This is a genomic window from Edwardsiella anguillarum ET080813 (assembly GCF_000264765.2).
GTDB lineage: Bacteria > Pseudomonadota > Gammaproteobacteria > Enterobacterales > Enterobacteriaceae > Edwardsiella > Edwardsiella anguillarum.
The window spans coordinates 4145544-4171926 of sequence record NZ_CP006664.1; the positions used below are offsets into that span (position 1 = coordinate 4145544).

The following is a 26383-nucleotide window of genomic DNA, read 5'->3' on the forward strand; positions in this document are numbered from 1 at the left end:
ATTATCGTTGCTCCCATATCCAGTAAAACCTGAATTCTTGCCAGTCTTTGCCCGGTGCCAGATACCGGATAGTGAGGTTCAGGCGGTTCGGCATGACGATCTGCGCAGTAGGGATAACATCGCTGACCACGCCATCATCCTTAAGCCAGGCAAGGGCCTCGCGCGCATATTCCTCCGCTCTTTTCGCCACGTCAGTCGTCAGTTTCTGCCTTCGGAGTAACCACAGCCGGGATCCGAGCTGCGATTCATCGCCTGAATCCCCCCACCAGCCACGGCGATCGTTGTCTTCATAATCATCATCCGCGCGCGCCAGCCGGTCGGTAAACAAGCTATCCAATATCGCGGTCTGTAAATCGTACCCTGTAGTGAGCGCTCCAGGGCCTGCCCTCCAGTCGGCAACCATCTCATCCACACTCCAGAAAGAGGCAATGTCACTCATGTCACCACCTCATCGGTTTTTTCACTGTAGATATTGTCATTGCCTCTCTGGGTATTTTTAACCAGGTGATTGTGGTCATTGTGTGCCTCCCGCAGGTCTTTCAGCGTTCTGCTGTTGGTTTCGCAATTGTCCACAATATCGCCAGTGCATCTCAGAAGTGGGGTGTTTGCCAGAATCCCCTCGCTGGCATTAATGGTCACGTTTGTGGCGTTGTTGACTTCTACATCCTTGCCATTCGCGTCGACAAATACCCCATCTTTGGTCAACAGCACCTCCTGCCCCCACTGGCTGTAGATAACGGTTTCGCCATTTTTCAGCCCAGTACGCCGGAATCCCTGGTGATTCGTGGCAATGACCACCGGACTTGAGCGGTCACCTCCAATAAAGGCCAGAACCACATCGGTGCCTTTCGGCAGCCCGGAGGAAAAGCCAAACTCGGCAAGCCGCGGCGCGCTGGCAACTTCAAGCGGCGTCTGGTACTGAAGGGTCTGCACAACACCGCCGTCCTTCTGCACGGTTACCCGGCCAATGCCCAGCATGCCGGAGATCCGGGCGGCCGTTCGCCTGAATAGCTGATTCATGTATTAAACCCCGCAAGCTGCTGGTAGAAGGCGTATGGCTGAACAGCGAACGCTTCCGGCGGCATCAGTGTCATGCGCGCATGCGTCCCGTTGTCATCTCGCATGTAAGTGACATCGGCCAGCAACAACTCGGTATCCAGTAGGTGGAATGTCGGTATATTCACCGGGATAAGGGTATTAGGTTCCCACAACTTACCGCCCTCATCCCGCCAGGAATCGATCGTCACGGTTAGCAACTTTGAGCGGCCATACCGGCGATTCATTTCCCATTCGATAGCGCGCTGTGCCTGTTGTGATGCCATCATCGTACTTTCAATAATGGAAATGTGCTTCCGGTAGCGCATGCGGGCAGCTTCCGGATCCCCAGCTGTCGCCAGGGTCACAGAGTCATACGCCATATCTGGCGAATATCCGGCTACCGGGGCAATGCCCATCGATACGCCAACGTAGTCAGAGAACCTGTCAGCCATCGATTTGCGGTAATATGCCAGCTCAACGTTCACACCCTCGGCAATACCGCTGGCGGCACGATACGTACCGACGCGGGTCAACAGCAGGTTACCATCAGGTTGATCGTAATAAAGCAGGGCTGACCAACGCGCTACCCGCTCGATAATCTCCTGTGGTGATTCCCCCCAGTTAAGCGTGAACTGCGGAACCTTAATCAAGTCACTCACATCCGCCGAGACACTGATGCCGTAATACGACGCCAGCCGCATGGCGATTTCCAGCGCATTACCGCCATTGATGACGTTATTGGGCCACTCGGCGGAACAATCCACCAGATCCTGGCATTTGCTTCTCCCTGTCGCGCGCACCTCGTGGCGAGAGCGCGATATTGACGACTCCCAGTCATCCACATATCCCGTCAGTGTCAGATCATTCCCGATACGGACGGAACATGGCATCCCCTCTTCCACAAGCTGACGCTTATCGTTACCGGGGAAGTAATCCATCAGGCCGAGATCGAAATCTGAGGGAAACCGTTCGATACCGCGAGTCACCCGGACAGAATCCCAACCCTCAATGATTTTCCCGCCGATCGTCAGCGAGACGACGTCCTGATCGCTGTCTGCACTCATTGCCTTAATACCTTCATAGTTGTTGGCATAAATGCCGGATGCGGAACGCGGACCTCCTGCACAAGTTCATCCGCACGGATGGCATCCTGATACAGTCGGTTAGCCAGCGTCAGCGCAGGAAGAGGCTGAGCCATCGTGACCTGAATCAGCTCGCTCAGTCCAGATGCGCGGTCACTCATCGTAGCCAAGAAGGAAGATCTGACGGCAAACAGGCCCCCATACATACCATCTTCAGCACGGTCTCCAGTCAGTATCAGCGCCGTATCAAGTTGAACGGAGACCCGCTGCGTTATCGCTTCAGCCTCATCGCGGCTGGTCGGGCTGGCATCGGCAGCCACGCGGGTCATGGCCCCCGAGCACAACACAACGATCAGTGTGTTTATAGTGGATGATATCGCCTTGCTGCTGTCGGATTGCTGGTATTCCGTACTAATGGCATTGGCCAGTTTCTCCAGCGCTGAAATCCGGTCATTCATACTGCCGGCACTGACAATGATGGCATTCACGACATCGGCGATCCCCTGCACAAAGTCATCCGGGGCCGAGGCGTTGTTGAGGTGTTCCACCGTATCAGTGATGTTTTTCCGGTCCATCACTGATTGCGCGATCACCTGATTCGCGAGAGCATGATCGTCCCCTACATCCCTGGTTGACGCATTACCGGAAACAGCAGAAGCGCTGCCGCCGACCGCGCCCTTGTTGTAACGACCATATCGGGTATTACCAAAGGTGGAATTCAGGACGTTGCTGAGATTTGTAACTTCACTGATGGTGCTGTCCACCATGCTAGCCCAGAACGTGACGGTACCTTTAATAATGTTAATCGCCTGCGTAACACCGCGGATTTCTCCCTTTATCCTAGTGAGCGTACTGGCGAGCGTCGAGCTAACCAGCTTCAGGTAGTTAGTATTTACCGTATCACCTGCCGTGGTACTGTCCGTGATAGCGAATACTTTAAGTCCTGACTCAATAGCTATTAGGGTGAACTCAAATACTCTTCCGTTTTCTTGTGAGCCAGAAATACGTAAACCATTCTCTGGAATGGAAACGGTTAATTCACCGAGCGTCGGATGAACCAATGTGCCGCTTCCCTTTGTTTCACAGGCAGCAATCAATGACTGGCGCTGAGTGATAACATCCCCGCCACCATAGATCTGACTGTTCTGGATAATAAATCCACGGAGAACAAAACGGCGGACTCCACGGCCAATGTCCTCAATCCAGGCGGAATTACGATAAGGATACTCATGCACGGCCTGACGACGTCCATGGCTACCCTCCTCCATAACGACGGCAAACGGAACTCCGCGAAACGAACTGGCGCGCAGTTTACTCTGCCAGTCATCACTGACACCGCCCCCCATTAGGGAGGTAATTACATCCTGAATAATTGGCATATTCTCCCCACAAACAAAAAAGCTGCCAGATTGACAGCTTTTACATTCAATTAACTAATAAAATCATTCACGCACTGAAAACCTATCTTGAGATTTAGAAATAATTAACGTGCGGCCATCTATCGTTTTTATCACAACCAAGCTATAGTCAATATTTATTACATCAGAAACGGCCATCACTAATAGTTCATCGCCGTTGTTATTCGGCCATTATTTTCAACGTTATAAGTTTTGCGTTTTCCCTTATCGCTTACCATCGTGATTTCAAGCTTCACCTTTTGCTCCTCCATGGCACTCTTGAATGAACGAGTAATGTTATCTACAAACACTTGCCTATCGCCTCCTTCTGGCAAAGCTGGTTGTATAATACCACCTTCCCTTTTTCGTCCATCGGCGCCCCCCTCTGATTGAGCGTCACTTTGATTGGATTCCCTTCCTATGATCCGCTGATAATGACCAAGTACAGTTACTGGGTACGCTTGATTTTGCTGTCCCCACCTTCGAGTATCATACCCACCATTATAGTAACGCAGTGCAAGTGGAACGTCCCCGCCAGATTTTTTCAGATTTTCAGACAGAATCTGTGCGCCAGCCATTATGTTCTGCCGCGGATCTCTCCAATCTGTGACTCCTGTAGCCCTGAAGTTTGATGGCATTATCTGCATAAGCCCTTGGGCACCAGCACTACTTACAGCATTAGGGTTACCACGTGATTCTTGGGTCATAATGGCTTTTAGCAGGCGGGGATCAACGCCATATTTTTTGCCAGCCTCATCAAGAATACTGTCATACTTCCCCCCCTGATTATATGGTGAGTAATCTCCCCTAGAAACCGGTTGGCGGCTAATAGCACCTATATCCCCCTGCAACTGTTGAGCAAGATCTGTTGCGCGATAGTGTGAATCATATTGTTTTCTGACGCCATCAGTCATAAGGCCTGCATTAACCATCGCCCGATCACTCCAAGGAAGGCTATTATAAAACCCTTTATCTCCTTGTATTTTACGTATTTTATTTGTATTTTCAGTACTAACAAAACCAGCTGCATGCGATAATCCGGTTAGATCACCGTTGGTTAAAAGATCGGTAACCCCCTCCAGACCATCTTTCACTGACCCATCAGAGAGTAACGCTTTCAGCGCCTTATTCTTTGAACGCTGCCACAAACCATCCCATGAGGCGCTGAGTTCATTCATCGTGCCATTAATGTCACCGAGCTCTTTATTGAGCTCAGGATCGATGGTCAGCCCAATCTCATCAGATTTAGCCAGGAGCGTTTTCATGCGCTCACCTTCGCGCATTAACGCCAACATTTCTGGTGTGAGCCCAAGGGCATCAGCAACTGACTTCTGCTGCTCAGGCCGTAATGTAGGAAACACTTGAGCGATATCCTGTAACGTTTTCAGCGTATCAACAGAGCCATCATTATTTTTCTGTATCTGGACCCCGATCTGCACAAGAGCGCCAAGAACTTGACCATTAGCGCCACTGGCAGCCTCTTTCAGCGTCTTCGCCACCCCGTCAATGGATGTATTGGCACTTTCACTATCGGCACCTAAGACTCGCATCGCACCAGCCAGACGGGAAAAATCCTCAACACGCATACCCGCATTTTTCGCGGAAACGTCCAGGTTATATGCCTCTCTGGACGCCTCACGAAAGCCATAAGCAACCTTTTTAAGCCCGTACCCGACAGCGCCAACAATCCCCAGTGTTCCCAACTTGCCAGATAACTCCCCTACCATTTTCAAGGGAGGAACCATATCCCCAATAAGCTGCACATTATCTCTGGCCGCTTTAGACAGATTTTCAAAACGCGAGATAAAGCCATTCAACCCATCAACTGTCTCCTGCCCACCTAACTGAAGCCCTTCTCTCGTTTTATCGAGCTTAGGCTCAAGAGCACGAATGGCCTCGTTAATGCGGTCAATAGCATCACTGACCTGATCATTGGCCACTACCTCAAAATCAAAGACATTACTCATCGTCTTCAGGTTTCCTGAGTTTGTTGATACGGGATGCCTGGGCTACCCACCATTTCAATCGGGCGTGAGTCATCCCCCACGCCCTATCCTCTGTCCAGCGAAAGTAAAACGTGACGTCAGCTGCATCCTCCTGCCAGGCTGTCAGGGCTTCCAGGTCAAAAAACTGAGCAGGTACTCCTCACACTTGCGAAAATCAATGAAGTCCATCGGCTGCAGCACGCTTTCACGTGTACCAGACACCAGCGAGATAAGCAGACGCATGGCCGCCAATGAGGTAGAGGCAGCCTGTTTTTCGTAAAACTGCTCTGCCTGGCTGAGCGTCGGGGCTTTCAGCTCCAGTTGCTCATAGCGGGTTTTCTGCACCACATCTTCAAGCGGAACCGATAGCGTAATAGTTTTGACTCGTTCAATTTCTGCCATCTTAGTTCTCCGTTACTTCCCGGCCTTCCCAGCGAACATCAAACACCGCATCTTCGCTCTCCACTTCCTGAACGTTTACCGTCCAGAGCCCTTCACCAATAATCGTTTTACCATTTGCCAGCTCAGCAACGATGTTGACGTTGGTTTGCTCGTTAAAGCCAAGAACGTTAGTCCCACCGCTATCGCGCAGCCGTGCGGAAATGTACGGCGCCACAGGTTTTTCTTTGTACCCGTGCACACCATCCATCCCCGTCAGAGTGGTGCGGTTAACTTTGGATGGCTGATACTTAAACGAGCCCTCCACCATCACCGTCACCCCGTTCACCGTTACGTACGCGGTTCCGGCCAGGCGGTTAGTCGTATTACCTGCCATCGCTTATGCTCCTGTTGATTCAGCCCGCGTACGGAACTGGTTGAGCAGCGCAAAAATACGCAGCTGGTTTATGAGGGTTCCCGGCCACAGAACATCGACGCGGTTCGGGTTTTTGGCGTTCTGCTCAACAATGATATTTTTGGCAAACGCCGCCTTGTCCTGTGCATACCCGTTCCACACCAGGTTGCCATACTCCGCAATCTGGTCAGCCTTGATGATATTCGGCGTGACGATCGCAGCACCGGGGGCAAAGCGGGTACCATTGGCCGCCAGCTTCATGCGACCAAATTTGCTAGTTACCGCCGTGCGCAGGTAGCGGGTAACAAACATCAGGCTGAAGAGCGTTTCGACCTCAAGGTAGCTATCATCCGTATCACCGTAGCTGTTCTTCTGGTAGGTCGTGATCAGGTTTTCAATGCGCACCGTGCCATCATCATCAACCGTGAACGTCGAAATACCGCTGTACAGCAGGTTATTGCGCTCGGTGATCTCAAAGCGATCCTGTAGTGCCGGAGCCAGAACCCCCTGGATAGACAGTGACTGCACAGGGCGCCCCGGATCATTACGTAAGCTGACCGCCGCAGCGCCGGTGTACCCGGCAGACCATACCCAAGGGGGCGACGGCGACTTATTGACCCCCATCAGCGTTTCATGCTGGTTATTTCGTACCTCGCCTTTCGTTCCGAGCTGTGCGTACGTTCCGGTAGTTGTGCCAAATGAATGGCCATACAACTGCTTATCCCATGCCCAGCGACCGCCAACGTCTGAAAGGAACGCCTTTATCGCATCCAGTGACGTGGTGTCGTCATAAGGGTTAACGATGAAGTCGAACGTCCGATCCTGCAGGTTGGCCAGCGCACCGGTGATATCCGGTGCACTGGCGCCACCCTTCATAGCCGTAATGGTCAGCTCCATACCAGTAGGCGTGGACTCCCCACCAGGAAAACCGAGATAGTTCAGACGAATATCAATATTGTTGCCGATAAAACCAAAGTTTTTTGCCGTCAGGGTGACAGTATCGGCAGCTGCGCTGGCAGTTACCGGAAGCGTGGTTTTTGCGTTAATCACCGCGGTCAGAGCGGTGGCGATCGCAGCAGCCGTATCCGTCGCCACCACAGTCAGTTGAATGCGCTCGCCGGCAATGTACAGCGAAATGACCCCGGTTGCCGTTGGCGCACTGGTCACTTTGACGGTACCTGTTGCAACAACCATGGAATCAGGGTCTTCTACCAGGGGAAGGATCCAGATTTCGGCGGCGGTATCATTTTTCTGATACGCCGTCATCATGCTCTGCAGGATGCCTCCCTTCCCAGTCATCTCGCCGACCGCGTCATCAGAAGATACACGCTCAGGAATACCGGCGGTTGCCGTACCAGTAGCGAGCATCCCACCGATCAGCAGAGTACGCTGCGTGGCTGTGGCGTTATTCGCCATCGAGTTATCAAACTCGACATAGAAAAGCGGCACGCGCAGACTATCAGGCACTCGAGCGAATGGAACCGTCATTCAGCACCTCCCGGTTTTTTATTCGCATCCGTTTTTGCAGTTGCTTTCGACTTCACGACAACCACATCGCCATCACTTAAGCGACGTCGCCAGAAGGTATTATCCGGGACCTCTGCGCCATCTTTCGGCAAAAGGGATCCCTTAATGGGACAGCGAACGCTGAGCCCATTATTCGGTTTTACAAACATGATTTACTCCTGAAGGTTGATACTAACCCCAGTCTGCGGGGCACCATCCGGCATTACGATCGTGATATCTATCCCCTCCAGAGGAGCCGTTTCAACCGGATAGAAATCTTCCGGCCCCTGGTAATGTTCGATATCAATCTCATACAGCAGTTGCCCCATATGAGCCTCGCCATCGGCATCAACGTTGATCGTTGAGCGAACTTCGGCGTACTTTTGTATTTTCCGGGTCAATTCATAACTGTTGATAACAGCTCGCTCTACCTGTTCACGCAGATCCTCCAGAGCGACCTCTGCGCGCATAGCGCCATCATCATCCGTTTCACCGTCATACTCCTGAACCCGGCCAGTAATACGGACGGTCGTTACAGTGGTAAACGACGGCGTGCTCCGCCCCATCGCCTTTTTATGGTCGAAAGGAGTCTGAATCAGTAAAGCGGGATAAACTACCGATGACGTTGGCCAGTCACGCGGGGAAAAGACACGATCCTCCGCATCAGTAGTGCCAGTAAGCGCTACGACTACCATCTTTCGAATATCTGAAGCATTCATCGCTGTTTCACTACGTTAAGTACAAGTTTTGATCCGCCATGGCTGTCCGGTTCAACGTTGGTCACAACGAACAGCTGATTTATCGGTTTTCCGCCTACGGTTCTGACGAACACACGATCGGACACCGCGGGGAGCTGCCTGCTGGAGTCGATAAACTCCGCATCTCGCACCCCCAGCACCGGGCTCGTGGTATTGATCGCTGAATCACCGTCCAGGTTCTCGGTTACCTGGGCGTAACCACGGTCGAAAATGCCGTGAATCAGAAAGGGAGCGCCGTTTCTGGGGCGGTACTCCTGCTCATCGCCAAAGATGCCATGCAGCGGGCTCAGGAGGTGTAAATCCCAGTCCACGCCCATGACATTACCCCGCCGTGACAGTGACCGATGACTGAGAAGCCAGCGCGCGCTGGCGCAGTTCGCGAACGTCGGCAATAATTCCCGCCTGCAGCAGGCGTTCTGCGTCTTGGCCAGCGACCGGAATGGTGCTATTTTCCCGGTAGACCTCGCCATTGTGACGGATGCTGTTGCCCTTCAGTACGACGAACTCCGGCTCATCATCCATGATGACATCAACATCATCACGCTCTCCGGCGCCCACTGAAGCATTCAGCTTATCAGCAGATGCGCCCATTTCTGGGACAATACCTTCGGCATTCAAATCATCGGAGACAGGTACCGGATTGTTTATTTTTTTTGCCATATCACACCACCGTTGCGCAGAGGGATGCATTTACCCGGCTCGGGATGACCAGCGGTGATGATTGCATCAAAATGAGACGCTGGGCCGGATCTTCTTTCACCCAGGATTTTGGCGCATAGGCCAATGGACCGTAGTTGAATGCCGGGTCCAGGATAACGCCAAAGGCGCGGGTACCCATCAGATCGGCACCACTCATAATGACAGCGCCATCGGGGATCATGGGTTTCTCGACGTTGTCCAGCGGGTCAATAAACCAGTCGTTATATAACCAGAGATCAAAGTTGCCCCAACGCCCTTTGTAGATAGCGCCCTTCGTCGCCTGTGGGCCGGCGTTGATCTGGTTACCAAACGGGCTCAATGCCGGGAACGTGATGGCATTATCCTTGATGGTGGTATCCAGTCGGAATGCACGCCATGCCTTATTCGTGAATACCAGATCCGTGGCGACAGAGCCGGACTCTTTCAGGAAAGTAGTCTGCCAAATTTCAATATCGTCCGAAGGCTGGGTGTTGGTAGTACCCGCGGCCACGGTCAGCGGCCATTTATCCGATCCGCTCAGGGTGATGGTCAGATCAGGAGAACGCCCGAAATTAACCACTTTAGTTTCATAGCCCTCCCCGGCTACGGTAACGGTGCCGGATACCAGCGCACTGGCAGCCATCCACTCCAGGCGACGGTTGATCATGTCAATCTGGTCAGTCATTTCAAACTGAAGGTTCAGCATTTCGCGCTCGGCGGCGGTATATTCCCCACCAATACGCTCACCAATCTGGCGGCGGATAGGCTTACGCAGATCCGGCGCGCGCTTATCTTTGATGTAAGCCGGTTTGAAGGTGTTGGTCTGGTATTTACGGGATTCGACCAGTTTACCCTCCACCAGTGGGGATACGAACGGCGCCATACGACGCAGGCCAACATCAACATCGATCGCCACTTCTTCAGTCTCGTAAGTCACGACATTCGGGAAGAAGCGATCGAGCAACCAGTTCTGACTGGTTTTCAGGTTAGGAACGACCTGCACCAGCACACTGGTATCATAAATATTTTGCATATTCAGTCTCTTGATAGTGCCAGCCAAGCGCTGGCAAAAATTTAGATGATCAAATCCCTGCCGGTTAAAGCATTCGTCAGGAGAGATATGAGGGAAATCAGGGCATGCCCCACACCTGTGGGGGTGTTTCTCAGGAGGTGGTTACAGGTGCCTGGCCACTGTCCTTCAGGAAGATAGCCAGCGGGCGGAGCGATTTTTTCAGATCGGCAACTGTCCAAGAGTTATCAAAAATCACTCGATGCTGGTTAAACTCACCCATCAGATACAGGCCACCGTTCTGATCAGACGATGAGGCATCAACATTATCAGCCAGAATAGCCACAGGTGCCTGGCTGCCATCTTCAGCTGTTTTCACACATTGCGTATATTTGCCACTGGCGGTCACCAACCCCAGCACAGTGCCACGCTTAAACGCGCCCCCAGTAATGACCCCGGTGTCAGTTACCAGCTGGAGTGTGCCAGCTACGAGCTGATCCGGTACAAACAATGCGCTCTTCATGCCGGGCGCAAATGCATTCTGACCAAACTGATCCATTATTTTTCCCCCCGAGTGGAGTTGTAGAGACTGGTCATTTTACTTACCAGCGCAGACTTACCGCTCTCTTTCTGTCCGCCATCCGGATTAAGTCTGACCTGGTGACTTTCCTGCATCCGCTGGTCGAGCGAACGCTTACGCGACATAGCTGGTTGTGATGCCGGCACGGTAGAGTCCAGAATATTAATCGCAGCTGCAGAGCTCATCCCTGTGTTGAATGCCAGAGACGCAGCTAGTGACGGATTCGCTGCTGCATGCTGACTACCAAAGATACGAGAGCAGCGTTTACGCTCGGCGACGCGGGCAGTTTTCGCGGCTTTGCTTTCTTTGCGATCGTCGCCGTCGTCTTCGGCATCATCGTCTTCAGATGCATCCGGATCATCACCGTCATCTTCAGCATCATCGTCGCGTTCGTCGTCTTCGGCGTCCTCATCACGCTCGTCGTCCTCGGCGTCTTCATCACGCTCGTCTTCTTCTGCCTTACGAGCCTTCGCTTTTTTGGATTTTTTGTCCTCATCTTTCTCCGAGGCTGACTTTCCAAACCCCATTAGGTGAGCGAAATTAAAAGTTTTCTTCGCCATCTCAATCTCCTGTTACTTGAAGTAAATGTCTGAACGCAGCATCAGGAGGGCATACCTCATCCGCCAGTCCAAGCTCCACACCATCGACAGCCATAAAACAGGCGGCCTGCGTGTTTTTGATGATCTTTGCACTGATCCCGCGGTTGCGAGCAACGGTATTAACGAACAGTTCCCCCATGGTGTTGATATCATGCTGAATAGCCGCTAACGCATCTTCTGACAGCTCACGATATGGAGAGCCCTCCGCTTTCCGGCTACCGAAAGTAACGATAGTGACCTTCAGGCCGTCATCTTTAATACGCTGCGTCCAGTCAAGGTGCATGGTGATTACGCCCACCGACCCCACGCCGCCAGTGCGGGGAACCGAAATCCGGTCAGCGGCACTGGCAATCGCGTACGCTGCTGAATAGGCATTCTCTGTCAGAATGGCATGAATCGGCTTTTTACCGCGGGCATTGTAGATTTCGTCCACCAGGTCGAAACACCCTGCCACCTCTCCCCCAGGTGAGTCGATATCCAGGCAGATACCCTTCACATCCGGGTCGGCGAGTGCGGACAAAAACGCCTGGCGAATACCATCGTAACCCGTCATGCCACTGTATGGCCGCAGGCTGCCGAGCTTTTGGACCAGGGTTCCGCAGATGGAAATCACCGCAATGCCGGCTACATTGTCATAACCTAGGTCGCTCCGGGTTTCCCGCCCTCGGGTGTCGTCGTAGCCGTACCCATCGTCATCCTCCATCACCAGCGAGGTTTCGATCCGAGTGATTCCGAAGCGATCCATAACGGCCGCCATAATGACATCGGCTTTATTCGGGTGAAGGGCTAACGGCGTGTTAAACAACCGCTGGGCAAGATGAGGTAGATTCACTTTTCCTCCGGATCTTTAATCGTTTCAGGCGCAAATACATCAGCCTGCGCCCAACTTGGTAACGGCAGGCCGCGTTTCTTGCAGGCATCAATTTCACGCTGGCGCTGATCGAGCACCTCTTCCCAGTCCTCACCTACGTTCTCACCCACCTCAATTTCGAGGGTGGAAAGTCCGGCATCTAGACCCAGAATGGCGCCTTTCTTCTCTGCAACCGGATCCACCCAGCCGCGGCCTGGTCCCATCCAGCGAGCACGGGAATAAGCAGCTCTGGCGTCGACAAAATCCGGTGCACCGGCAGGCAGAGGTAAATCCTCATTGTCATGTACCTCTTCAGCAAAAGCGGTCACCACGGGTTGTGCGGTTCCCATGGCAAAGTCATCGCGCCGCCGGGTCAGTGTCTTCCAGGCCTCCAGCAGCGAAGATCGCGCGGAGCTGTAGTTAACATCAGACCAATCCTGCGTGACCTGCTGTGGCGATAAGCCGGTGCCAGAGGAGAAATTACGCAGCACGGCAGATTCAAACACCTCAAAGTTGCTGTAGGGCCGCGCCGCATTGACCGTAGTGATCTTTTCACCGGGGTATAAAATGGGCATGCGGGCGCCATTTTGTAGCGTCAGACGCCGGTCACTGTGAAATTCGACACGCCCATCCTGATAAACCCCCAGCTCAGACTCATCGTAGGTTTCACCCATCGCCGACTGCACCATCGCCGGGTCATAGGGCGATTCGATATAGGCTGCAAAAATAGCGTTGAGAATGGCAGCCTCGAGCTCGCTCTGATCGTACTTAACCAGCATTTTCAGACGCTGAATAACGGGTGTCAGGATGCCGTTACCACGATGCTGAGCACCACGTTCATGATCAAAATCATGAACTACGTGCGGGCGCCCCCATTCAGTCTCACGCGGGATGCGCCGCCAAGTCATGGTTTTAGCACCGCTCCACCAGTCACCGATATGTGCTTCACGAATGTGGTAGGCCACCGGCGCACCGTCAGCGTCAATCTCTACGCCGCCTCGAATATTCGGCATATCGAAATTCTGCTGCGGGTTACTAAGACGATCAGGATCAACAACCTGCACCGTGGTGGCATAGCGCCCACGACCGCGCCCTAATCGATCCGTCCGGTACTGAAGTACCAGCAACGCATCGCCATCGATTAACTTATGGCGGAATGCCAGCCGCAGCACCTGAGGCACCGTCAGCTTTCGCTCGGCATCACAGTAGCGCCCAGGGTCATATGCCCACGTTCGCCAGTGTGCCTCCATCGCCTTACCATATTCCTCAGCCCACGTAGCATCGAATGAAGCGTTGCCGGTCATCATTCTGAGCACCCGGTGATCCGGTTTCATGACAGGGCGAAAATTTGCGCCGACAGCATTATCCAGCAGCCGGGTCACCGCACCGTTAGCCCAGCCATCGTTACGAACCAGATCCCGCGCACGGGAAACAATCCGATCCCGGTAGATGTTGATTTCGTTATCCGGCGACCAAAGCGCTGGCTGCCAGTTCGCCAACTGGTCACTGAACGAGTCCGCCGCGTCATAAGGTACGCGGCTGCTACCTACCAGCATAGATGGGCGCGCGGGGCGTACAGGCTGACCGTCTGGCCCCAGTATCTGTACTTTGTTCATCAGAATCGAAACCTCGCTGGTTTACGCGGGCGCGAGATAATGCCCAGCTGAGCCTGTAGTAGCTGGATCAGCGCCAGCAGGTCAGCCAAGGTACTTTGCTGGTAGGACACGGATCGCGTTCCATCTCCCTGGGAATAGGAGAATGAAACACCGTGACTCCCGGTCGCTAAATCGATGTAGGCTTGCTGGGCTTTGGCGAGCGCAGCCCTGAGCTGCTCATCAGTCATCGCGCCAGCAAGCAGACTGGTGTTCCGGTTAAACATAGTTGTCCTTATTGCGGCAGGAGTTTTGATAATCGCTTACGCTTGGTTGGAGTGTGATCCTCAATAACAGCAACAGCTCCCGGCAATTCGTAGCTGATACTTTCTTCCGGTACGGTAGATGCCGGTAGGAACTTATCTGGATTAGCTTCAAGGTTTGCTGCGCGCACGTTAAGTTTGAGACCCATGTGCATCAGCCCGCAAAGAGCTGCATAACCATATACCCGACAGTCAAGAGCTTCGTTTGCCCGACCGGGTATAGGATCCCACACGCTGAATCGCTGGCCTGCAACCACCTTATATACAAGCCTTTCCGCCAGCAGTTGGTTGAAATAACCAATATCTCTATCGTCTGGGAAATGCATATACCCAGGAGCGGGCATGCCCGGTGCAGGTGGTTCGATATGCAGCCGCCCGCGGATCACATCCTTGGCGGCGTTCACCCCCAGAATTATTGGCCTGAACTGAGCTTTGCTCTTCGATGATGGCCGCTTAGTGGGCCATACAGGGTTACGCTTCCCTCCTTGGGCTGACTCTCCCTTGATGGCCCAGATACGGCGCAGGAGGCGTTCTTTCGCAAACTCATAAACCTTCTGGGTATGGTGTCCACCGGAGTCGTGGCAAGCCGCCATAATAGTCAGCCCCCTACCATCATTCCGGCGCCATACCTGCTTCAGATACGCATCAAGTCGTCGCCATGGCTCATCGGTTTCCAGATCGCCATAAATGGCATCATGGGAAATGGACCAGGATTCCTCATTTTTCCCCCAGCCAATGACCTCAATTTCAAAGCGGTCGTCCTGGGTGTCAATGCCAGCAGTGAGCAGGGCCACCCCATCTGGTACTTTCGCCGGGAAAACCTCCCGGCGGGCAAGCAGGATATCCACCGGCAACTGCTTGCCGTGGTTTGGCCTATGCGGCAGCCCCATCTGGGTGTTCCACCAAGCCTGCTCTTTATCTGGATCTCCCTTTGCTTTGAGATATTTCTCAGCAATATCAGATGGCTTATCTTTCTGCCATGGGCTGAAGAGCTTGGATGCCTGATACCCGGCATGATGGTTATCGACAGAGTCTCGACCGCAGTCCGGGCAGATCGCGCGATATACTGCATGGCGTTCGGATTCCGACCATATCCATACTTTTTCAATGCTGCCCTCATCCTCCTTCCGCCAGGCCTGGTCATACTCCATCAACGGGGAGTGCCGCTCACCACAGCACTCAAACGGTCGAGTCTGATGCCAGCGGATGGTTTGTAATGCCCTTAACCGTTCCCCTTCCGACCAACCAGCCCCACAGCACTCACAGTACAGCATGGTTGATTTAGTCAGATGCTTATCCCCATCTTTGGGCCAGTGGACATGCTTGAAAAAGTCGGGAAACTGACGATGGCCGCAGTGCGGGCATACCACCGAGGCCCGGCGCTGATCGGAATCGTTGTAACTATCCGCAATCCGGCTTTCATCTTCCACCGTCGGCGAGCAGGCGCGAACCGACAGCCAGGTAAGACCAAAGGTTGCCGTTCGCTCTTCCGCCAGTGCGATGGGATCGCCTTCACGGGTGATCGGATACTTGTCCACTTCATCCGCCAGCAGAACGCGAATAGGACGGCGCGCAAGGTTATCAGGGCTACCGGCACCCGCCAGCGCCAGAAAGCCACCAGTGAACGCCTTATAGAGAATGGTTTCTTTTGAGCTCTTCTGCTTTGAGTCGCCGATGATTCTACGCAGCGCTGGCGTCACCCTCACCAGTGGGCTGATACGCTCCTTCGAGAACTGCTCAGCAGCCTCCTCTTTCGGCTGCAGCAGCAGTATCGGACAGGGGTCGAGATGTGCAAAATAACCGAACAGATTTTCCAGAAGCGCCGTTTTCATCAGCTGCGTACAGCACATCACCGTAATTATGTGGACACCCGATTCTGTCGCTGCCAGCATCGGGCCTCGGGCGATCTCAACAGTAGAGGTTTCCCAATTCCCCGACGTGCTTCCAGCCTCTTTCGCCAGTTTGCGATAATCATCAGCCCACTGAGGAACGCTAATCCTCGGCGGCGGTGTCCAACCTTTTCGGGCGCTCAGCTCAAGACGCTCAATTTTCTGCCGGGTTAAACTCTGGCTCTCCGAGGACTGAGATATGTTTGTGGACATGTTCAATCAGCACCTCTGTCATCCTGTCCGCCGGTACATCCAGATCAGCAGCCATCAGAGGCGCCACCCTGGATGGCCAGTTGAGCCAGGCGTCACGCTGTTGGCGAAAGGCGTTGAAAAGAACCTCCTCGGCGGCGGCCATCTCAATGAGCTGGCCGTCTTTTTGCTGAAACTCCAATTTTGTCAATAACGCCAGGTAGTTCTCCTTTACTCGGCGCGCTTCATCCAGCGATAACTCAGCACCGTTTTCGAAGAGGAATTCTCGCGCAAGCCCCTCCAATGACAGGTCACTTTCTTTCGGCGGCCCCCGCGCAGGTAACACCCGGTCAGCTTTCTTTTTTTCTGGCACAGACGTTTTCTGTTTATCGGGTCGGTTAACGCTCTTCCTATATTTTTCAAGTTGTGCATTTGAAGCGGCAACATCGATATCATCGCCGGACATGATCAGCCATCCCCGGCTTTTCCACATCGTGACGGTCTTGCGGCTAACGCCATGTAACCGAGCAAAATCTGACTGGTTCATTGTTACCTCACTTGTAACCTAATCTGTTACCTGACACTGTTACTCAACCAGAAGAGGTAACAGCATGGGTAACAACCAGCTGATGGGAATATTTTTTGTAATCAAGGACAAAACTCAACATGTAACAAAATGCAACTGTTACCTGTTACCTAAATTTGAAAACTTGTAGCTAAGAAAACAACGCGGCGCGCAATGCCCGTGCTTTACAAAAGTCACAGGAAGGACCCAAAAAATATTGGGGGCTATTTTGCTGTTCGAATTGCTTCAGCAATGGCTGCGCTTATCGCGCCCGGCAGCAAACCCGACGCCATTGCTCGCGAGCGTTCCATATAGCCCAGCACAGGGGTCACCGGTAGCGCATCGCCAAACCGAATCAGAAGCTTCGGAGAGCGCTGTTTACGCTTAGGTCTTCGGGTCCCATTGGCGGAGCGCTTGGCCCGTTTCTTCTTGGCCTTCATCGGCTTCCTGCGCTGCCAGACGGCATTGACACCGCCTACGTCACCGACAAATACATTTTCCTTTGCTTTCAGCTGAGGGAGCTTGTTGCGCGGCATGTTACCGTACTTGTTTAGCTTGACGTTCTTAGGGTTCAAAAGAGCTTGGCTATTGAGTTTATGGTCTCCACCAAACTCGAATGGCTCGAGGTAACCAGCGGCGGTATCACGAACAAACACTTTTGCACGCAAATTACTTTTTCTGGCACCGACAGATCCGACTGACTTCACAGTAAATGGTGTAGGGTTTTCAAGATAGCGATCGAAAGCCGTTCTCTGCGCCGATTCGATTTGACGGACAACCTTCGTCATCGCCTGAGCCATCGCAAACGGTATCTGTTTCTGTAGCGCATTAAGCTGCCCAGATAAATCCTTTAATGTTGCCATGACTATGGACCTTTGGTTTCCGCGGCGGTATTACCACGCACCTCCATTTCTTTTTTCTGCCGCAACATCGCAGCACGCTGCTCAATACGAACCATGCCAGCGTGCGTCTTCGGGCAGAATTGAACGATGTGCGTTCTAGAGCCGCAATAGCTGCAGCGGCGCCCTCGCGTGAATTGAAACGGTGACGGCTTCTTCATACATACCTCCAGAAAAAAAGGCCGCACATGGCGACCCTGTTGCATTATCGCAGGCCCTCATCGAAGACCTGCTGTAATGCTTATACGTTTTATCCCATGCGGGGGATAAAATTCACTTATCCGTTATAGGGTATAAACGACCCTGCTCCATTTGCTGGATGCCGGCCTTATCCACATTGCATTGCACCAACAAAGACAGCAGACTCACGTTAAGATCCAGGCTGCTGTTACCAACGCTGGCAATGGCGTCGGGATGTATACCGTCCGCGTACGTGTATATACATTAGCATTATTTCCATCCCAACTAGTTGACAGGAACAATAAAAAAAGCCGCAAATGCGGCGATCGGGTGTTTATCAGATTTTACGCTCAAGATGCACCGCTTGATGCAATGCACCCTTTTCGTTAAGCTTCAATCCCCACACGGATGAGATAACTGACTGGGGACTCAATATTTCAAGATGCCATTTTTCCAGAACTGCGCCGTATTTTTATGGCTGTTAAACCGATAGTTTTCCATTAACACCACCCACATTAATCCAGGTGCCTACCGTAGTATCCATAAGTAATAACTCTGATATGCAGCCCACAAAGATGATCTCAACCTGTTAATACCATTGATCTATGATGGGCTAAAAAAGCCGCCCGGAGGCGGCCTATTTTACTTTTTGAACTCAACTGCTTTTTTAATTTCAGTTAAAGCGTTATTTACATGAGGGTGCTCTACAATTCGATAAGTGGAATTGTCAATCAACAGCGACTCGGCCCGCTGAACGATACGATCAAAATCATCACTACTCTCACGAACGGCACCAATAACAGCGATCAGTGCTTGATTAAGAGCTATCTCTCTGTCAGTCATTCTGCTTCCTTTTTAATCCAAAAGTAGAATGATATCTCATTTCAAGCATTGAGTATTGATGTATTCCTGCAATGTTCTCAGGGCTGTTTGATCGCTGACAATGCCGGATCGGATACCGAGAACATTTCGTCCAGCAGTGTCAGAGAGTTCGACGGTGGTTGCATCGCCCACGCGGGTGGTGCTGGAGGATTCGGTCGAGGCTGGCACTGAACACCTTGCTTTGACGAGCACCCGGCCACCATTATCAAGCTTGCGCTGAAGAGCATCGTTCTGAGCTTTGGCATCTGCCAGCTCCTTTTGGTATTTGATATCGAGAGCCGCCACATCGCGCTGGCGCGCCTGCAAATCGGTGATAGTGGCATTTGCCAGGCTAAGCGCTTGCATTTTCTCGTCACGCTGCTTCTTGTACTCGGTGGCGTTGTTACGGTAGTGGTTAGCCCTCCAGGCCAGTACACCAATCACCACAGCAATTAGCACTGGCAGCCAGATCTTTTTGAGCAGAGACAAAGCGACTTCGATCATGCTGCAGTCTCATTTAGTTTACCGCCTACCTCTTTGAACTTGGCGATCAGGCTCTCCGCCTTGTGCTCAAACTGGCCATAACCGGCCCCAGGGAGTGAGGCCCAGATGTTACTGCAACGGTCGATAGCCTGCCGAATATTGCCATTATCGATTAACGGTAGCGCGCCACGCTCTTTGATCTGCTGAAGTGCGACGGCATCCTGACTGGCAGGCGAGAAATCCTTCAGGCCAAGCTGCGCGCGATAAGCATCCCACCATTTTGACAACAGCTGGTAACGGCCGGCGGCAGTGGATTTTAACGAGGGATTTAACGTGATGAGTTTGCGCGGGTGGTCAGAGTAATCAGTAAACAGGGAGCCACCGACAATAACGTCGTACCCGTGGTCTTTTGTGGGCTGTCGGCCGTTATCCGTTTCCTCTGACCACGCCAACATATCGAGAAAGGCTCTACGCTGTGGATTAACGTTCTGCATAAATCACTCCTGCCGCTGGATGCCGGCGCGCTTGTCGGCGATCTGTCGGATGAAATCGACGCCAAGGAACCCGATAAAGACGCTGCCCAGTGACGCCCAGTTAGGGTCTAGACCGAGCAGAGTTAAGCCATCCTTGATGTAAAACGCGAATATCGCGCACATCCCAGCTTCGATAATCCGCCGCCACCACGGCTGCCGGCCGGTATATGCACCACGCAGCAACGTCATTAAACTGGCCAGCGATGCGTACCCGATTTCGCTACGATGCGCGGCAAACCACGCAAGGAGGGCTGCCCATACATCCGGGGTCTTGTCCATTTTCATAGTCTCCACCTCCCGATCGCGGGTGGCGTGAATAAGGGGCTCCAGCGCGGCGGAAGCCGTACTAAGGCCGGATTGGGTTATGAACCCGTGTTCTGCGGGTCAAAGGGTAGCCCCCTGCGCTTATCTCAGGACGTCGATCTCATCGCGTGTCAGCTCTACGACGGGCTAAAAAGAAAAAGCCCCGCACATGGCAAGGATTAGGGATAACTGTGGTAGTTGCTCAAAAATTGTAAGCAAACAACCATTGGTAGTGGGTGTTAAACAAGATATAACTCCAGCGTACCTCTTCGAAACCTATCGTTCTACCTACTAGGTTTTAGTAAAAACCATACAGAATCTGATTGATAGTCTCGAAGTAGTCATTGTTAACATGATATAATGTTTCAAGCAAAGCACGGGTCTCTATATATAGTATGCAAAGAAACAAACAACCACTATATATTGATATGGAGGAAAATTTACATTCCTACTGTGCAAAAACCATTGACATAAGAAATGTCAATGACTAAATTTACGGAACCAGCTCAGCACTGTTCGTAGATAATGTTTAGGGTCTACTCAACGGTTCTGAGCTTTTTTTGTGGGCATTTTTAATGAAGAAAACAGCAGTCTTAATTGATGGTGGCTACTTCATCCGCCGTATCGACTACTTTCTACGCAAGCATTTCCCCGATCATGAGCTTGACAGTCAACAACTTGTAAAAATAATTTGGCGTATTGTCAGATTTCATGTTGAAGTTCCACATGGTGGTCATCCTGAACGAGAGGCTTTAGAGCTTTATCGAATTTATTATTATGACTGTCCCCCTCTTGATAAGCAGATAAAGTACCCTCTTCCTACAGATGGGAATAAAACTCCTGCGACAAAAAATTTTAAAACACATGCGCCAAATATTTTGAGGACAAAACTCCACGAAGAATTAAGAAAAACGCGAAAAACAGCTCTTCGCATGGGTGTTCTTTCTAATGTAGGTAATTGGCAGATTAAAGAACACATATTAAAAAAGCTGCTGCGAAATGAAGTACAATGGTCTGATCTAACCAATGATGATTTTTACTACGAATATAAACAAAAGGCCGTAGATATCAAACTTGGCATGGATATAACTATTCTTGCTCATGAAAAATTAGTCGATGTTATAGTATTAATAGCAGGAGATGCCGATTTTGTTCCAGCAGCTAAACATGCTCGAATAAAAGGCGTCGATTTCATACTTGACCCTATGCATCAACAAGTTCCAGCCTCACTAGCCGAACATGTTGATGGAGTTCAATCGAGCAATATCATTGTTGCTATAGCAGACATTTGCCGAATCGTCCCATCAGTAAAGCCTGATTGGTGGGATGAGCACATAGATAGACGGAAAGAAAGAAAGCTCAATGGCGGTAAAAGAATTAAACCCACTAAGCGACATATACAAAGGAGCGCTAGCACCTCTGAAAATCCCCAGGAGTAATCCGGGATTACCGATTTGTCAAACCATCTATCAACTAGTTCATTGTTTGACATACTCCCCCTGCTCTAAAAGAGCCAGGTTTACGGCACTACGAACAAAAAACCCGCTCAATGGCGGGTTTAATCAGTGTTGCAACGGCTTTGGGTGAAATATCCCATCGTTAGAGCCATGGTTCCACAAAAAACGCCAACATACAATATCATTGTGCTATCTTTTGTGAAATAGAGCACATATTCCTATCTGGTGATTTTTTTCAGTTGCTGGTCAGCAATCGTTTCTTGGCGATCACACTCCACAACCATCCTCTCATACAGAGGCTTATACGAATTACGCCATGACGTCTCTGGCAGGCCATTGATGTAGTGGCTAATGGCTTGATAGGCCTTTGCCACAGGAAGTCGCCTATACCCACGACCACCACACCGTTTACATGAACACTGAACCGGAACCCCCTGACGCTCGGTCTCTTTCCGGTCGATAGCGACGCGACGCCCACGGCAATCATTACATACGGCGGAAACGACGCCCTTACCACCACACTTTCGGCACATGCGGCCAACTCGCTCTGTGACAACCTTTGCGGACGTGGATCCGTACCCAGGGTGTTTAACGACATCCTCCTGCCGATAAATCATGCCATGGCCATTACAGCAATCGCATAACTCTTGTCCTGCAGCTGAGCGGCAATAATCGCGGTATGCAAACGCCGCCAGGGTGGCGATCACTTTCGCCTTTACAGTAGGGGGGAGTTTGCGAATAGCCGCCACTTTGTCACACTGCTTCATGCCAAACTGCGTCAATAGCTGCACGGCACGATCGCGATCTGCAACACTAACGCCGACCTTCCCCATAAACGCGGAGAATCCAAACTCTGCGCTACTCTGGCACATCCCCATAGCGGCCATAACATCAGTCCCCGTAAGGCTATCTGTTGCTGTTGCTCTCGGCGCATCGCTCAAGCTCGGGGTTTTTGGGGCAAAAAATTTCACAGCATTCTCTAAATTCATGTTCAGCGCTCTCCACACATTACGCCTTCACTATGGCACCTATCCCCAGCACCCGATTCAGGAATTGCACCAACAACACCAACTGGCTGCCGTTCCTCTGCTCCCAACCACTCATATCACGATGTAGTTCGTCATGGCACCGCCGGCACAGCGGTATCACAAACAAATCATGCGTTTTAGTTCCTATGCCACCCAATCCCAACCCCGAATTGATGATGTGATGTGGGTCATCGGCAGGGTTTCCGCACCCGCAGCACGGCTGTGTCTTCACCCAGCGCGTGTATTTACCACTCTCCCAGCGCTGAAACTTAGGCCGCAGCATAAACCCCGCCGCCGGTGCCTCATCTGCCGCCAGCTTGATCACCGGCTGTGGGATAACGGCCTCTACGGCCGCCCCCCTGTTTGATTTAAGGCTCACAGGACTCCCCCACGCAGTTGTCGTAATCCATACGCGGATCACCACTGACACGCTGAGCACAACGCACGTGGCGCGATAGTTCGTTACGGCGCACCACAACCCTGCTTATCTGCGCCGCATCGGCAAATTCCGCCGCCCTGGTCAGCTCAGTAAGCGCTCGGCGATACAGCCCGCGAGATACCAACTCTTCTGCCCGCCGGCAATGTGCATCGGCCATAGCCGAATTCTCTCTGCTCATACCGCTCCCTCCCCTGGATTCCCTCGCATTTTCTGGCGGATAGCTGCCAACGCAGCGACCCCGACCGATTGGTAATGCTCCGCGTTCCCTGCCAGCTCCGCCGCCGTCTTGGGCCTGCGGCAATCGGCAATTCGGACTACCGGCTGTGGGATCACTTTTCCGGACGCTATGTCCTTGGCCCACTGCTTCATCTGCGCCTTGATCGCCCGCAGCACCTCGGCCTCGGTGTAGTTGTACCGGTACATCAGTTGGCGTACATCCAGCACCACCCAGTACATCACCGGGTGTGCCCAGTCGAACGCCTCCGGCGTGGCAAAACGGTGTTTATCGCGGGCATAGCGGTGGAACTCAGCCAGCACCTCATCGTCAGAGGGCAATCCACCCGCCCCCCGCGCTCCCTCACGGCACCACGCCATGAAGCGCCCGCAGGAAGGCCAGAAATCCCCGCCGTGTTGGCGGGCCATGCTGACACCGGCCCTCACCTGCTCCAGCGTCGTAATCCCCCCTTCGGCGAATGCTGTAATCCACTGGCGCTTCATCGCCGCCACCTCATCCGGCGCGCCAAACACCGTATTGCGCGCCGCCGGGAACAGCAGCAGCAGATTTTCAAACAGCACATCCACCAGCTTTTCAGCGTTGCCGTTCACCACTCGCGCCTGCAGGGGCTGACCAGCCATGCGGGACAGTGCGGCGGCATCCCGGCGCTGTACGGCAGAAACCAGATTTTTCATAGCACGTCCTCCCATCCCTGCGCCGTGTTCCACTCCGCTCCCAGCAGGGTTTTCAGTGAGCGATCCTGAACACCCGCTTCCGGTGCCCCCAGGCGGATCACCAGCTCATCCCATTTCTCACGCAACTTCGCCGGGCTCAGGACATTGCGGCACCAGAACGGATCACGGTTTACTCGGCCAAACAGCTCGCAAATCTGCCGGTGAGTGCGCCCATCCAGCTCGCACATCAGGCGCACCTCGTTAGCCCAAGCTATCCAATTGGGGGCCTTGGGCCTAACCATCTCCCCATCGTATTCAGCGGCTTGTTCGTGCAGTCGAAGGATGCGCCCCCATATCCATTCGGCGCAGGTCAGATCCTCCTGCCTGCCCCACAGGCGCTTTTTGGCACTGAACACCACCGCCTCTGGATGACGAGACAAAAAATCATGATCGCGGTCAGACTCGTCCGGTTGCGCAGCGTCCGGACAAGAAGATCTTTTTACTGACGGATCTGTTTTAACTGACGGATCGGGGTCAACCATTGACCCCTTAACGGGGGTGTTTTTACCAATGGTTGACCCCTCAACGATTGGGGGGTCAATATTTGGGGGGTCAACCGTTAACCCCTCAACCGTTGGGGGGTCAATATTTGGGGGGTCAACCGTTAACCCCTCAACCGTTGGGGGGTCAATATTTGAGGGGTCAATCATTGGGGGGGTAACGCGCCCACCCCGCTTTTTGAACTTGTTGGCCATGCGGGCCGCCGCTGCCGCCTCCTCCAGCTTATCGACATTGATCTGGTAAACATTGCTCAGATCACGCCCACCAGACTTACGAGCAGTCTTAGTCAGCCAGCCATCACGCGCCAGCTCATCTATCGCCGCTGAGACTGTAGTCTTGCTCCTGGCACCTATCTGACGCTGGATAGTCTCCACCGCCGGCCACGACAGCCCCTCATCGTTGCTGTAATCCGCTAACCGAGCCATCACAGCCACGCGGGAAAGGATCAGACCAGCATGGGCACACCCTTCCCATACCAGACCATGCAATTTGCTACTCATCGCATACCTCCTTGTTGCTGTTCAGCGAACGATCGACAAGCGCTGAGGCGAAAAGACCATCGTTGATGTAGTCATGCAGGCGGTGAGCCAAGGGGGACTGGGAAGCCACCAGCATGGGGTACAGGTGAGCCATCCACACCCGGTGGATCTCTGTCATGTAGAGATATACAGCGTGCGCATTGTGTGCGGGGCCTGGTAGCGTTGGTACGTCGTTTAGGACCCTTTCCATCTGGTTAAAGGCGGTGATGTAGGCTTCTTTGAACCGGGCCGCCCGCTTGCCGGTAAAGCCCATAGCCAGGAACGCGAAACCATCGCGAGTGATTTGGTAGGCAGGGGTTCGGCGAACGGCGCCATTACCCACGGTCACATCGATAAACATCTCCGCAAAATTGCGGGCATGAAAACCGGGGGAACACTCGAGGGTGCGGATTTTCTTTAGAACGTCATCGTGACGCTTAAGGAAATAGTCAGCAATAGCGACAGAGGAAGTCACGACCTGACCGTTGATAACGGTGATTTCAGGGTGATCGAGGACGGGGATCGTAGCCATGATGGCAGCCTCTTGCGAAAGTGATATGTCACCACCGCAGACGCCAATCTGACTGGTGGTGAACCGAACAGGGTTGGCGTAACCGGTCGCAAGAGAACCCGGCGCATCTTTCGATGCCCCTGCCCGGCCCACCATAATCTGGATGTAGCCGTGCATCGCACACAAAAAAACCGCTACAGCGCGGTTGTGCGCTCTTACGAATTCCGGGACGCCAATCCCGGCAACGGATTTTGCCGTTGCTTTTCCAGTGTAGCGCCCGCAATTTAAAGAATCAACATTTGACTTCCGATTTAATGTAACTACACTAATTGTATGAAAATTGAATATGACCAGAACAAGCGGGAGAAAACGCTGCTGGAACGCGGCATTGATTTTGCCAGAGCCAGTGAAATCTTCGCGGGGATGCACTTCACCGCCGAAGACTGCCGCCAGGACTATGGGGAGATCAGAAAAATCACCGTAGGGAAACTGGATGCCAGAATTGTCGTCATGGTCTGGACGCCACGCGGTAACGGGCGGCGCATTATCTCTATGAGGAAAGCCAATGAGCGAGAAATTAAAAGATTTGAAAAGTACCTGGGTTGATCCGGATGATGCGCCAGAGCTGGATGAGGCGTTCTTTGCCGGTGCAGACCTGTATGACGGCAAAAAACGTGTTCGGCGCGGAAGACCATCGTCCGATAAACCAACCAAACAATCCGCCACTATCCGGTACTCCCCGGAGGTCATCGCCGCATTCCGCTCAACCGGACGTGGATGGCAAACTCGCATGGATGCCGCCCTCAAAGACTGGTTAACGCAGCACAACCCGGCGGATGTCAAAATCTGATCGTACCTACCCACCCGCCTGTGGGCGATTAATCGTTGA

Annotated in this window: 33 protein-coding genes and 1 pseudogene; 3 read left to right on the forward strand and 31 right to left on the reverse strand. The window is 52.7% G+C overall.

Features of this window, described 5'->3' with window-relative positions; genetic code table 11:
- Position 1: 1 nt before the first annotated feature.
- From ETEE_RS18475 to ETEE_RS18595, 26 genes are all read right to left on the reverse strand, one after another.
- Entirely contained in the window at positions 2-439 is a 438-nt protein-coding gene (locus tag ETEE_RS18475; protein WP_034165335.1) for a phage GP46 family protein, read from the reverse strand.
- Positions 436-1020, reverse strand: a complete 585-nt coding sequence (locus ETEE_RS18480; RefSeq protein WP_034165333.1) for a phage baseplate assembly protein domain-containing protein — start codon at positions 1018-1020, stop codon at positions 436-438. Before ETEE_RS18480 ends, ETEE_RS18475 begins: the two co-directional genes overlap by 4 nt.
- Positions 1017-2102, reverse strand: a complete 1086-nt coding sequence (locus ETEE_RS18485) for a phage baseplate assembly protein (RefSeq protein WP_034165332.1) — start codon at positions 2100-2102, stop codon at positions 1017-1019. The genes ETEE_RS18480 and ETEE_RS18485 overlap by 4 nt, the downstream gene beginning before the upstream one ends.
- A complete protein-coding gene (locus tag ETEE_RS18490) occupies positions 2099-3499 on the reverse strand; it encodes a DNA circularization protein (protein WP_034165331.1) in 1401 nt (466 codons plus the stop codon). Before ETEE_RS18490 ends, ETEE_RS18485 begins: the two co-directional genes overlap by 4 nt.
- Positions 3500-3678: 179 nt before the next feature.
- Positions 3679-5484 carry a transglycosylase SLT domain-containing protein gene (locus tag ETEE_RS18495; RefSeq protein ID WP_034165330.1) on the reverse strand — a complete coding sequence of 602 codons (1806 nt, stop codon included), beginning with the start codon at positions 5482-5484 and terminating at the stop codon, positions 3679-3681.
- A 141-nt stretch (positions 5485-5625) separates the two neighbouring features.
- Positions 5626-5904 (reverse strand): phage tail assembly protein, encoded by a 279-nt coding sequence (locus ETEE_RS18500; protein ID WP_034165329.1) that lies wholly within the window; start codon positions 5902-5904, stop codon positions 5626-5628.
- Between the two features lies 1 nt (position 5905).
- Positions 5906-6277 carry a phage tail tube protein gene (locus ETEE_RS18505; protein WP_034165328.1) on the reverse strand — a complete coding sequence of 124 codons (372 nt, stop codon included), beginning with the start codon at positions 6275-6277 and terminating at the stop codon, positions 5906-5908.
- Between the two features lie 3 nt (positions 6278-6280).
- Entirely contained in the window at positions 6281-7783 is a 1503-nt protein-coding gene (locus tag ETEE_RS18510) for a phage tail sheath subtilisin-like domain-containing protein (protein ID WP_034165327.1), read from the reverse strand.
- The gene (locus ETEE_RS20550) at positions 7780-7971 is read right to left on the reverse strand and encodes a DUF2635 domain-containing protein (protein WP_071881935.1); all 192 of its coding nucleotides are present in this window, start codon (positions 7969-7971) and stop codon (positions 7780-7782) included. The genes ETEE_RS18510 and ETEE_RS20550 overlap by 4 nt, the downstream gene beginning before the upstream one ends.
- 3 nt (positions 7972-7974) lie before the next feature.
- Positions 7975-8520: a hypothetical protein gene (locus ETEE_RS18515; protein WP_034165326.1), complete on the reverse strand. Its 546-nt coding sequence runs from the start codon at positions 8518-8520 to the stop codon at positions 7975-7977.
- Complete coding sequence (locus ETEE_RS18520) at positions 8517-8876, reverse strand: head-tail joining protein (protein ID WP_034165325.1); 360 nt, start codon at positions 8874-8876, stop codon at positions 8517-8519. The genes ETEE_RS18515 and ETEE_RS18520 overlap by 4 nt, the downstream gene beginning before the upstream one ends.
- 4 nt (positions 8877-8880) lie before the next feature.
- Complete coding sequence (locus tag ETEE_RS18525; RefSeq protein ID WP_225865080.1) at positions 8881-9219, reverse strand: hypothetical protein; 339 nt, start codon at positions 9217-9219, stop codon at positions 8881-8883.
- Between the two features lies 1 nt (position 9220).
- Positions 9221-10270, reverse strand: a complete 1050-nt coding sequence (locus ETEE_RS18530) for a major capsid protein (RefSeq protein ID WP_034165323.1) — start codon at positions 10268-10270, stop codon at positions 9221-9223.
- A gap of 130 nt (positions 10271-10400) precedes the next feature.
- The gene (locus ETEE_RS18535; protein WP_034165321.1) at positions 10401-10805 is read right to left on the reverse strand and encodes a head decoration protein; all 405 of its coding nucleotides are present in this window, start codon (positions 10803-10805) and stop codon (positions 10401-10403) included.
- Entirely contained in the window at positions 10805-11386 is a 582-nt protein-coding gene (locus ETEE_RS18540; RefSeq protein WP_034165319.1) for a hypothetical protein, read from the reverse strand. Before ETEE_RS18540 ends, ETEE_RS18535 begins: the two co-directional genes overlap by 1 nt.
- 1 nt (position 11387) lies before the next feature.
- Positions 11388-12257, reverse strand: coding sequence for a S49 family peptidase (locus ETEE_RS18545; RefSeq protein WP_034165318.1), 870 nt, complete (start codon positions 12255-12257; stop codon positions 11388-11390).
- The gene (locus tag ETEE_RS18550; RefSeq protein ID WP_034165316.1) at positions 12254-13891 is read right to left on the reverse strand and encodes a phage portal protein; all 1638 of its coding nucleotides are present in this window, start codon (positions 13889-13891) and stop codon (positions 12254-12256) included. Before ETEE_RS18550 ends, ETEE_RS18545 begins: the two co-directional genes overlap by 4 nt.
- Complete coding sequence (gene gpW, locus ETEE_RS18555; protein ID WP_034165315.1) at positions 13891-14154, reverse strand: gpW family head-tail joining protein; 264 nt, start codon at positions 14152-14154, stop codon at positions 13891-13893. The genes ETEE_RS18550 and gpW overlap by 1 nt, the downstream gene beginning before the upstream one ends.
- A gap of 8 nt (positions 14155-14162) precedes the next feature.
- Positions 14163-16292 (reverse strand): phage terminase large subunit family protein, encoded by a 2130-nt coding sequence (locus ETEE_RS18560; protein ID WP_034165314.1) that lies wholly within the window; start codon positions 16290-16292, stop codon positions 14163-14165.
- A complete protein-coding gene (locus ETEE_RS18565) occupies positions 16234-16815 on the reverse strand; it encodes a hypothetical protein (RefSeq protein ID WP_034165313.1) in 582 nt (193 codons plus the stop codon). The genes ETEE_RS18560 and ETEE_RS18565 overlap by 59 nt, the downstream gene beginning before the upstream one ends.
- Positions 16816-17057: 242 nt before the next feature.
- On the reverse strand, positions 17058-17696 hold the full coding sequence (locus tag ETEE_RS18570) for a hypothetical protein (protein WP_034165312.1): 639 nt from the start codon (positions 17694-17696) through the stop codon (positions 17058-17060).
- Positions 17697-17698: 2 nt separating this feature from the next.
- Positions 17699-17893, reverse strand: a complete 195-nt coding sequence (locus ETEE_RS18575) for a hypothetical protein (protein WP_034165311.1) — start codon at positions 17891-17893, stop codon at positions 17699-17701.
- A 661-nt stretch (positions 17894-18554) separates the two neighbouring features.
- A complete protein-coding gene (locus tag ETEE_RS18580; RefSeq protein WP_034165310.1) occupies positions 18555-18755 on the reverse strand; it encodes a hypothetical protein in 201 nt (66 codons plus the stop codon).
- Positions 18756-18791: 36 nt separating this feature from the next.
- Entirely contained in the window at positions 18792-19262 is a 471-nt protein-coding gene (locus ETEE_RS22215; RefSeq protein WP_034165353.1) for a lysis protein, read from the reverse strand.
- Positions 19263-19273: 11 nt separating this feature from the next.
- Positions 19274-19750, reverse strand: a complete 477-nt coding sequence (locus ETEE_RS18590; RefSeq protein WP_034165308.1) for a glycoside hydrolase family 24 protein — start codon at positions 19748-19750, stop codon at positions 19274-19276.
- A 3-nt stretch (positions 19751-19753) separates the two neighbouring features.
- Entirely contained in the window at positions 19754-20074 is a 321-nt protein-coding gene (locus tag ETEE_RS18595) for a phage holin, lambda family (RefSeq protein ID WP_034165307.1), read from the reverse strand.
- Between the two features lie 593 nt (positions 20075-20667).
- Here ETEE_RS18595 and ETEE_RS18600 point away from each other — a divergent pair.
- Positions 20668-21531 (forward strand): NYN domain-containing protein, encoded by an 864-nt coding sequence (locus ETEE_RS18600; protein WP_034165306.1) that lies wholly within the window; start codon positions 20668-20670, stop codon positions 21529-21531.
- A gap of 236 nt (positions 21532-21767) precedes the next feature.
- Here ETEE_RS18600 and ETEE_RS18605 read toward each other — a convergent pair whose 3' ends face one another.
- The 5 genes and pseudogenes from ETEE_RS18605 to ETEE_RS18625 form a co-directional block, all read right to left on the reverse strand.
- Positions 21768-22538 carry an antitermination protein gene (locus ETEE_RS18605; RefSeq protein ID WP_034165351.1) on the reverse strand — a complete coding sequence of 257 codons (771 nt, stop codon included), beginning with the start codon at positions 22536-22538 and terminating at the stop codon, positions 21768-21770.
- A 19-nt stretch (positions 22539-22557) separates the two neighbouring features.
- Positions 22558-22923, reverse strand: a pseudogene (locus ETEE_RS18610) (DUF968 domain-containing protein); the annotation flags it as partial.
- A 267-nt stretch (positions 22924-23190) separates the two neighbouring features.
- A complete protein-coding gene (locus tag ETEE_RS18615; RefSeq protein WP_034165305.1) occupies positions 23191-23925 on the reverse strand; it encodes a replication protein P in 735 nt (244 codons plus the stop codon).
- Positions 23922-24965, reverse strand: a complete 1044-nt coding sequence (locus ETEE_RS18620) for a helix-turn-helix domain-containing protein (protein WP_034165304.1) — start codon at positions 24963-24965, stop codon at positions 23922-23924. Before ETEE_RS18620 ends, ETEE_RS18615 begins: the two co-directional genes overlap by 4 nt.
- Positions 24958-25848 carry a Rha family phage regulatory protein gene (locus tag ETEE_RS18625; RefSeq protein WP_081926460.1) on the reverse strand — a complete coding sequence of 297 codons (891 nt, stop codon included), beginning with the start codon at positions 25846-25848 and terminating at the stop codon, positions 24958-24960. The genes ETEE_RS18620 and ETEE_RS18625 overlap by 8 nt, the downstream gene beginning before the upstream one ends.
- Between ETEE_RS18625 and ETEE_RS18630 the strand changes: the two genes are divergently transcribed.
- Complete coding sequence (locus tag ETEE_RS18630) at positions 25828-26100, forward strand: BrnT family toxin (protein WP_015461732.1); 273 nt, start codon at positions 25828-25830, stop codon at positions 26098-26100. The two genes, ETEE_RS18625 and ETEE_RS18630, sit on opposite strands and share 21 nt — an antisense overlap.
- Positions 26060-26344, forward strand: a complete 285-nt coding sequence (locus ETEE_RS20560; protein WP_034165303.1) for a BrnA antitoxin family protein — start codon at positions 26060-26062, stop codon at positions 26342-26344. The genes ETEE_RS18630 and ETEE_RS20560 overlap by 41 nt, the downstream gene beginning before the upstream one ends.
- The last annotated feature ends 39 nt before the right edge of the window (positions 26345-26383 follow it).

Coding starts and splice junctions, on each gene's coding strand:
- ETEE_RS20550 (WP_071881935.1), bottom strand. CDS start 7,971: ATGTTTGTAAAACCGAATAATGGGCTCAGCGTTCGCTGTCCCATTAAG.
- ETEE_RS18480 (WP_034165333.1), bottom strand. CDS start 1,020: ATGAATCAGCTATTCAGGCGAACGGCCGCCCGGATCTCCGGCATGCTG.
- ETEE_RS18525 (WP_225865080.1), bottom strand. CDS start 9,219: ATGGCAAAAAAAATAAACAATCCGGTACCTGTCTCCGATGATTTGAAT.
- ETEE_RS18590 (WP_034165308.1), bottom strand. CDS start 19,750: ATGCAGAACGTTAATCCACAGCGTAGAGCCTTTCTCGATATGTTGGCG.
- ETEE_RS20560 (WP_034165303.1), top strand. CDS start 26,060: ATGAGCGAGAAATTAAAAGATTTGAAAAGTACCTGGGTTGATCCGGAT.
- ETEE_RS18600 (WP_034165306.1), top strand. CDS start 20,668: ATGAAGAAAACAGCAGTCTTAATTGATGGTGGCTACTTCATCCGCCGT.
- ETEE_RS18620 (WP_034165304.1), bottom strand. CDS start 24,965: ATGAGTAGCAAATTGCATGGTCTGGTATGGGAAGGGTGTGCCCATGCT.
- ETEE_RS18490 (WP_034165331.1), bottom strand. CDS start 3,499: ATGCCAATTATTCAGGATGTAATTACCTCCCTAATGGGGGGCGGTGTC.
- ETEE_RS18505 (WP_034165328.1), bottom strand. CDS start 6,277: ATGGCAGGTAATACGACTAACCGCCTGGCCGGAACCGCGTACGTAACG.
- ETEE_RS18630 (WP_015461732.1), top strand. CDS start 25,828: ATGAAAATTGAATATGACCAGAACAAGCGGGAGAAAACGCTGCTGGAA.
- ETEE_RS18520 (WP_034165325.1), bottom strand. CDS start 8,876: ATGGGCGTGGACTGGGATTTACACCTCCTGAGCCCGCTGCATGGCATC.
- ETEE_RS18580 (WP_034165310.1), bottom strand. CDS start 18,755: ATGACTGACAGAGAGATAGCTCTTAATCAAGCACTGATCGCTGTTATT.
- ETEE_RS18540 (WP_034165319.1), bottom strand. CDS start 11,386: ATGGCGAAGAAAACTTTTAATTTCGCTCACCTAATGGGGTTTGGAAAG.
- ETEE_RS18560 (WP_034165314.1), bottom strand. CDS start 16,292: ATGTCCACAAACATATCTCAGTCCTCGGAGAGCCAGAGTTTAACCCGG.
- ETEE_RS18475 (WP_034165335.1), bottom strand. CDS start 439: ATGAGTGACATTGCCTCTTTCTGGAGTGTGGATGAGATGGTTGCCGAC.
- gpW (WP_034165315.1), bottom strand. CDS start 14,154: ATGTTTAACCGGAACACCAGTCTGCTTGCTGGCGCGATGACTGATGAG.
- ETEE_RS18570 (WP_034165312.1), bottom strand. CDS start 17,696: ATGGCAACATTAAAGGATTTATCTGGGCAGCTTAATGCGCTACAGAAA.
- ETEE_RS18500 (WP_034165329.1), bottom strand. CDS start 5,904: ATGGCAGAAATTGAACGAGTCAAAACTATTACGCTATCGGTTCCGCTT.
- ETEE_RS18615 (WP_034165305.1), bottom strand. CDS start 23,925: ATGAAAAATCTGGTTTCTGCCGTACAGCGCCGGGATGCCGCCGCACTG.
- ETEE_RS18510 (WP_034165327.1), bottom strand. CDS start 7,783: ATGACGGTTCCATTCGCTCGAGTGCCTGATAGTCTGCGCGTGCCGCTT.
- ETEE_RS18595 (WP_034165307.1), bottom strand. CDS start 20,074: ATGAAAATGGACAAGACCCCGGATGTATGGGCAGCCCTCCTTGCGTGG.
- ETEE_RS18565 (WP_034165313.1), bottom strand. CDS start 16,815: ATGAACCAGTCAGATTTTGCTCGGTTACATGGCGTTAGCCGCAAGACC.
- ETEE_RS18495 (WP_034165330.1), bottom strand. CDS start 5,484: ATGAGTAATGTCTTTGATTTTGAGGTAGTGGCCAATGATCAGGTCAGT.
- ETEE_RS18485 (WP_034165332.1), bottom strand. CDS start 2,102: ATGAGTGCAGACAGCGATCAGGACGTCGTCTCGCTGACGATCGGCGGG.
- ETEE_RS18530 (WP_034165323.1), bottom strand. CDS start 10,270: ATGCAAAATATTTATGATACCAGTGTGCTGGTGCAGGTCGTTCCTAAC.
- ETEE_RS18575 (WP_034165311.1), bottom strand. CDS start 17,893: ATGAAGAAGCCGTCACCGTTTCAATTCACGCGAGGGCGCCGCTGCAGC.
- ETEE_RS18550 (WP_034165316.1), bottom strand. CDS start 13,891: ATGAACAAAGTACAGATACTGGGGCCAGACGGTCAGCCTGTACGCCCC.
- ETEE_RS18605 (WP_034165351.1), bottom strand. CDS start 22,538: ATGAATTTAGAGAATGCTGTGAAATTTTTTGCCCCAAAAACCCCGAGC.
- ETEE_RS18515 (WP_034165326.1), bottom strand. CDS start 8,520: ATGAATGCTTCAGATATTCGAAAGATGGTAGTCGTAGCGCTTACTGGC.
- ETEE_RS18535 (WP_034165321.1), bottom strand. CDS start 10,805: ATGGATCAGTTTGGTCAGAATGCATTTGCGCCCGGCATGAAGAGCGCA.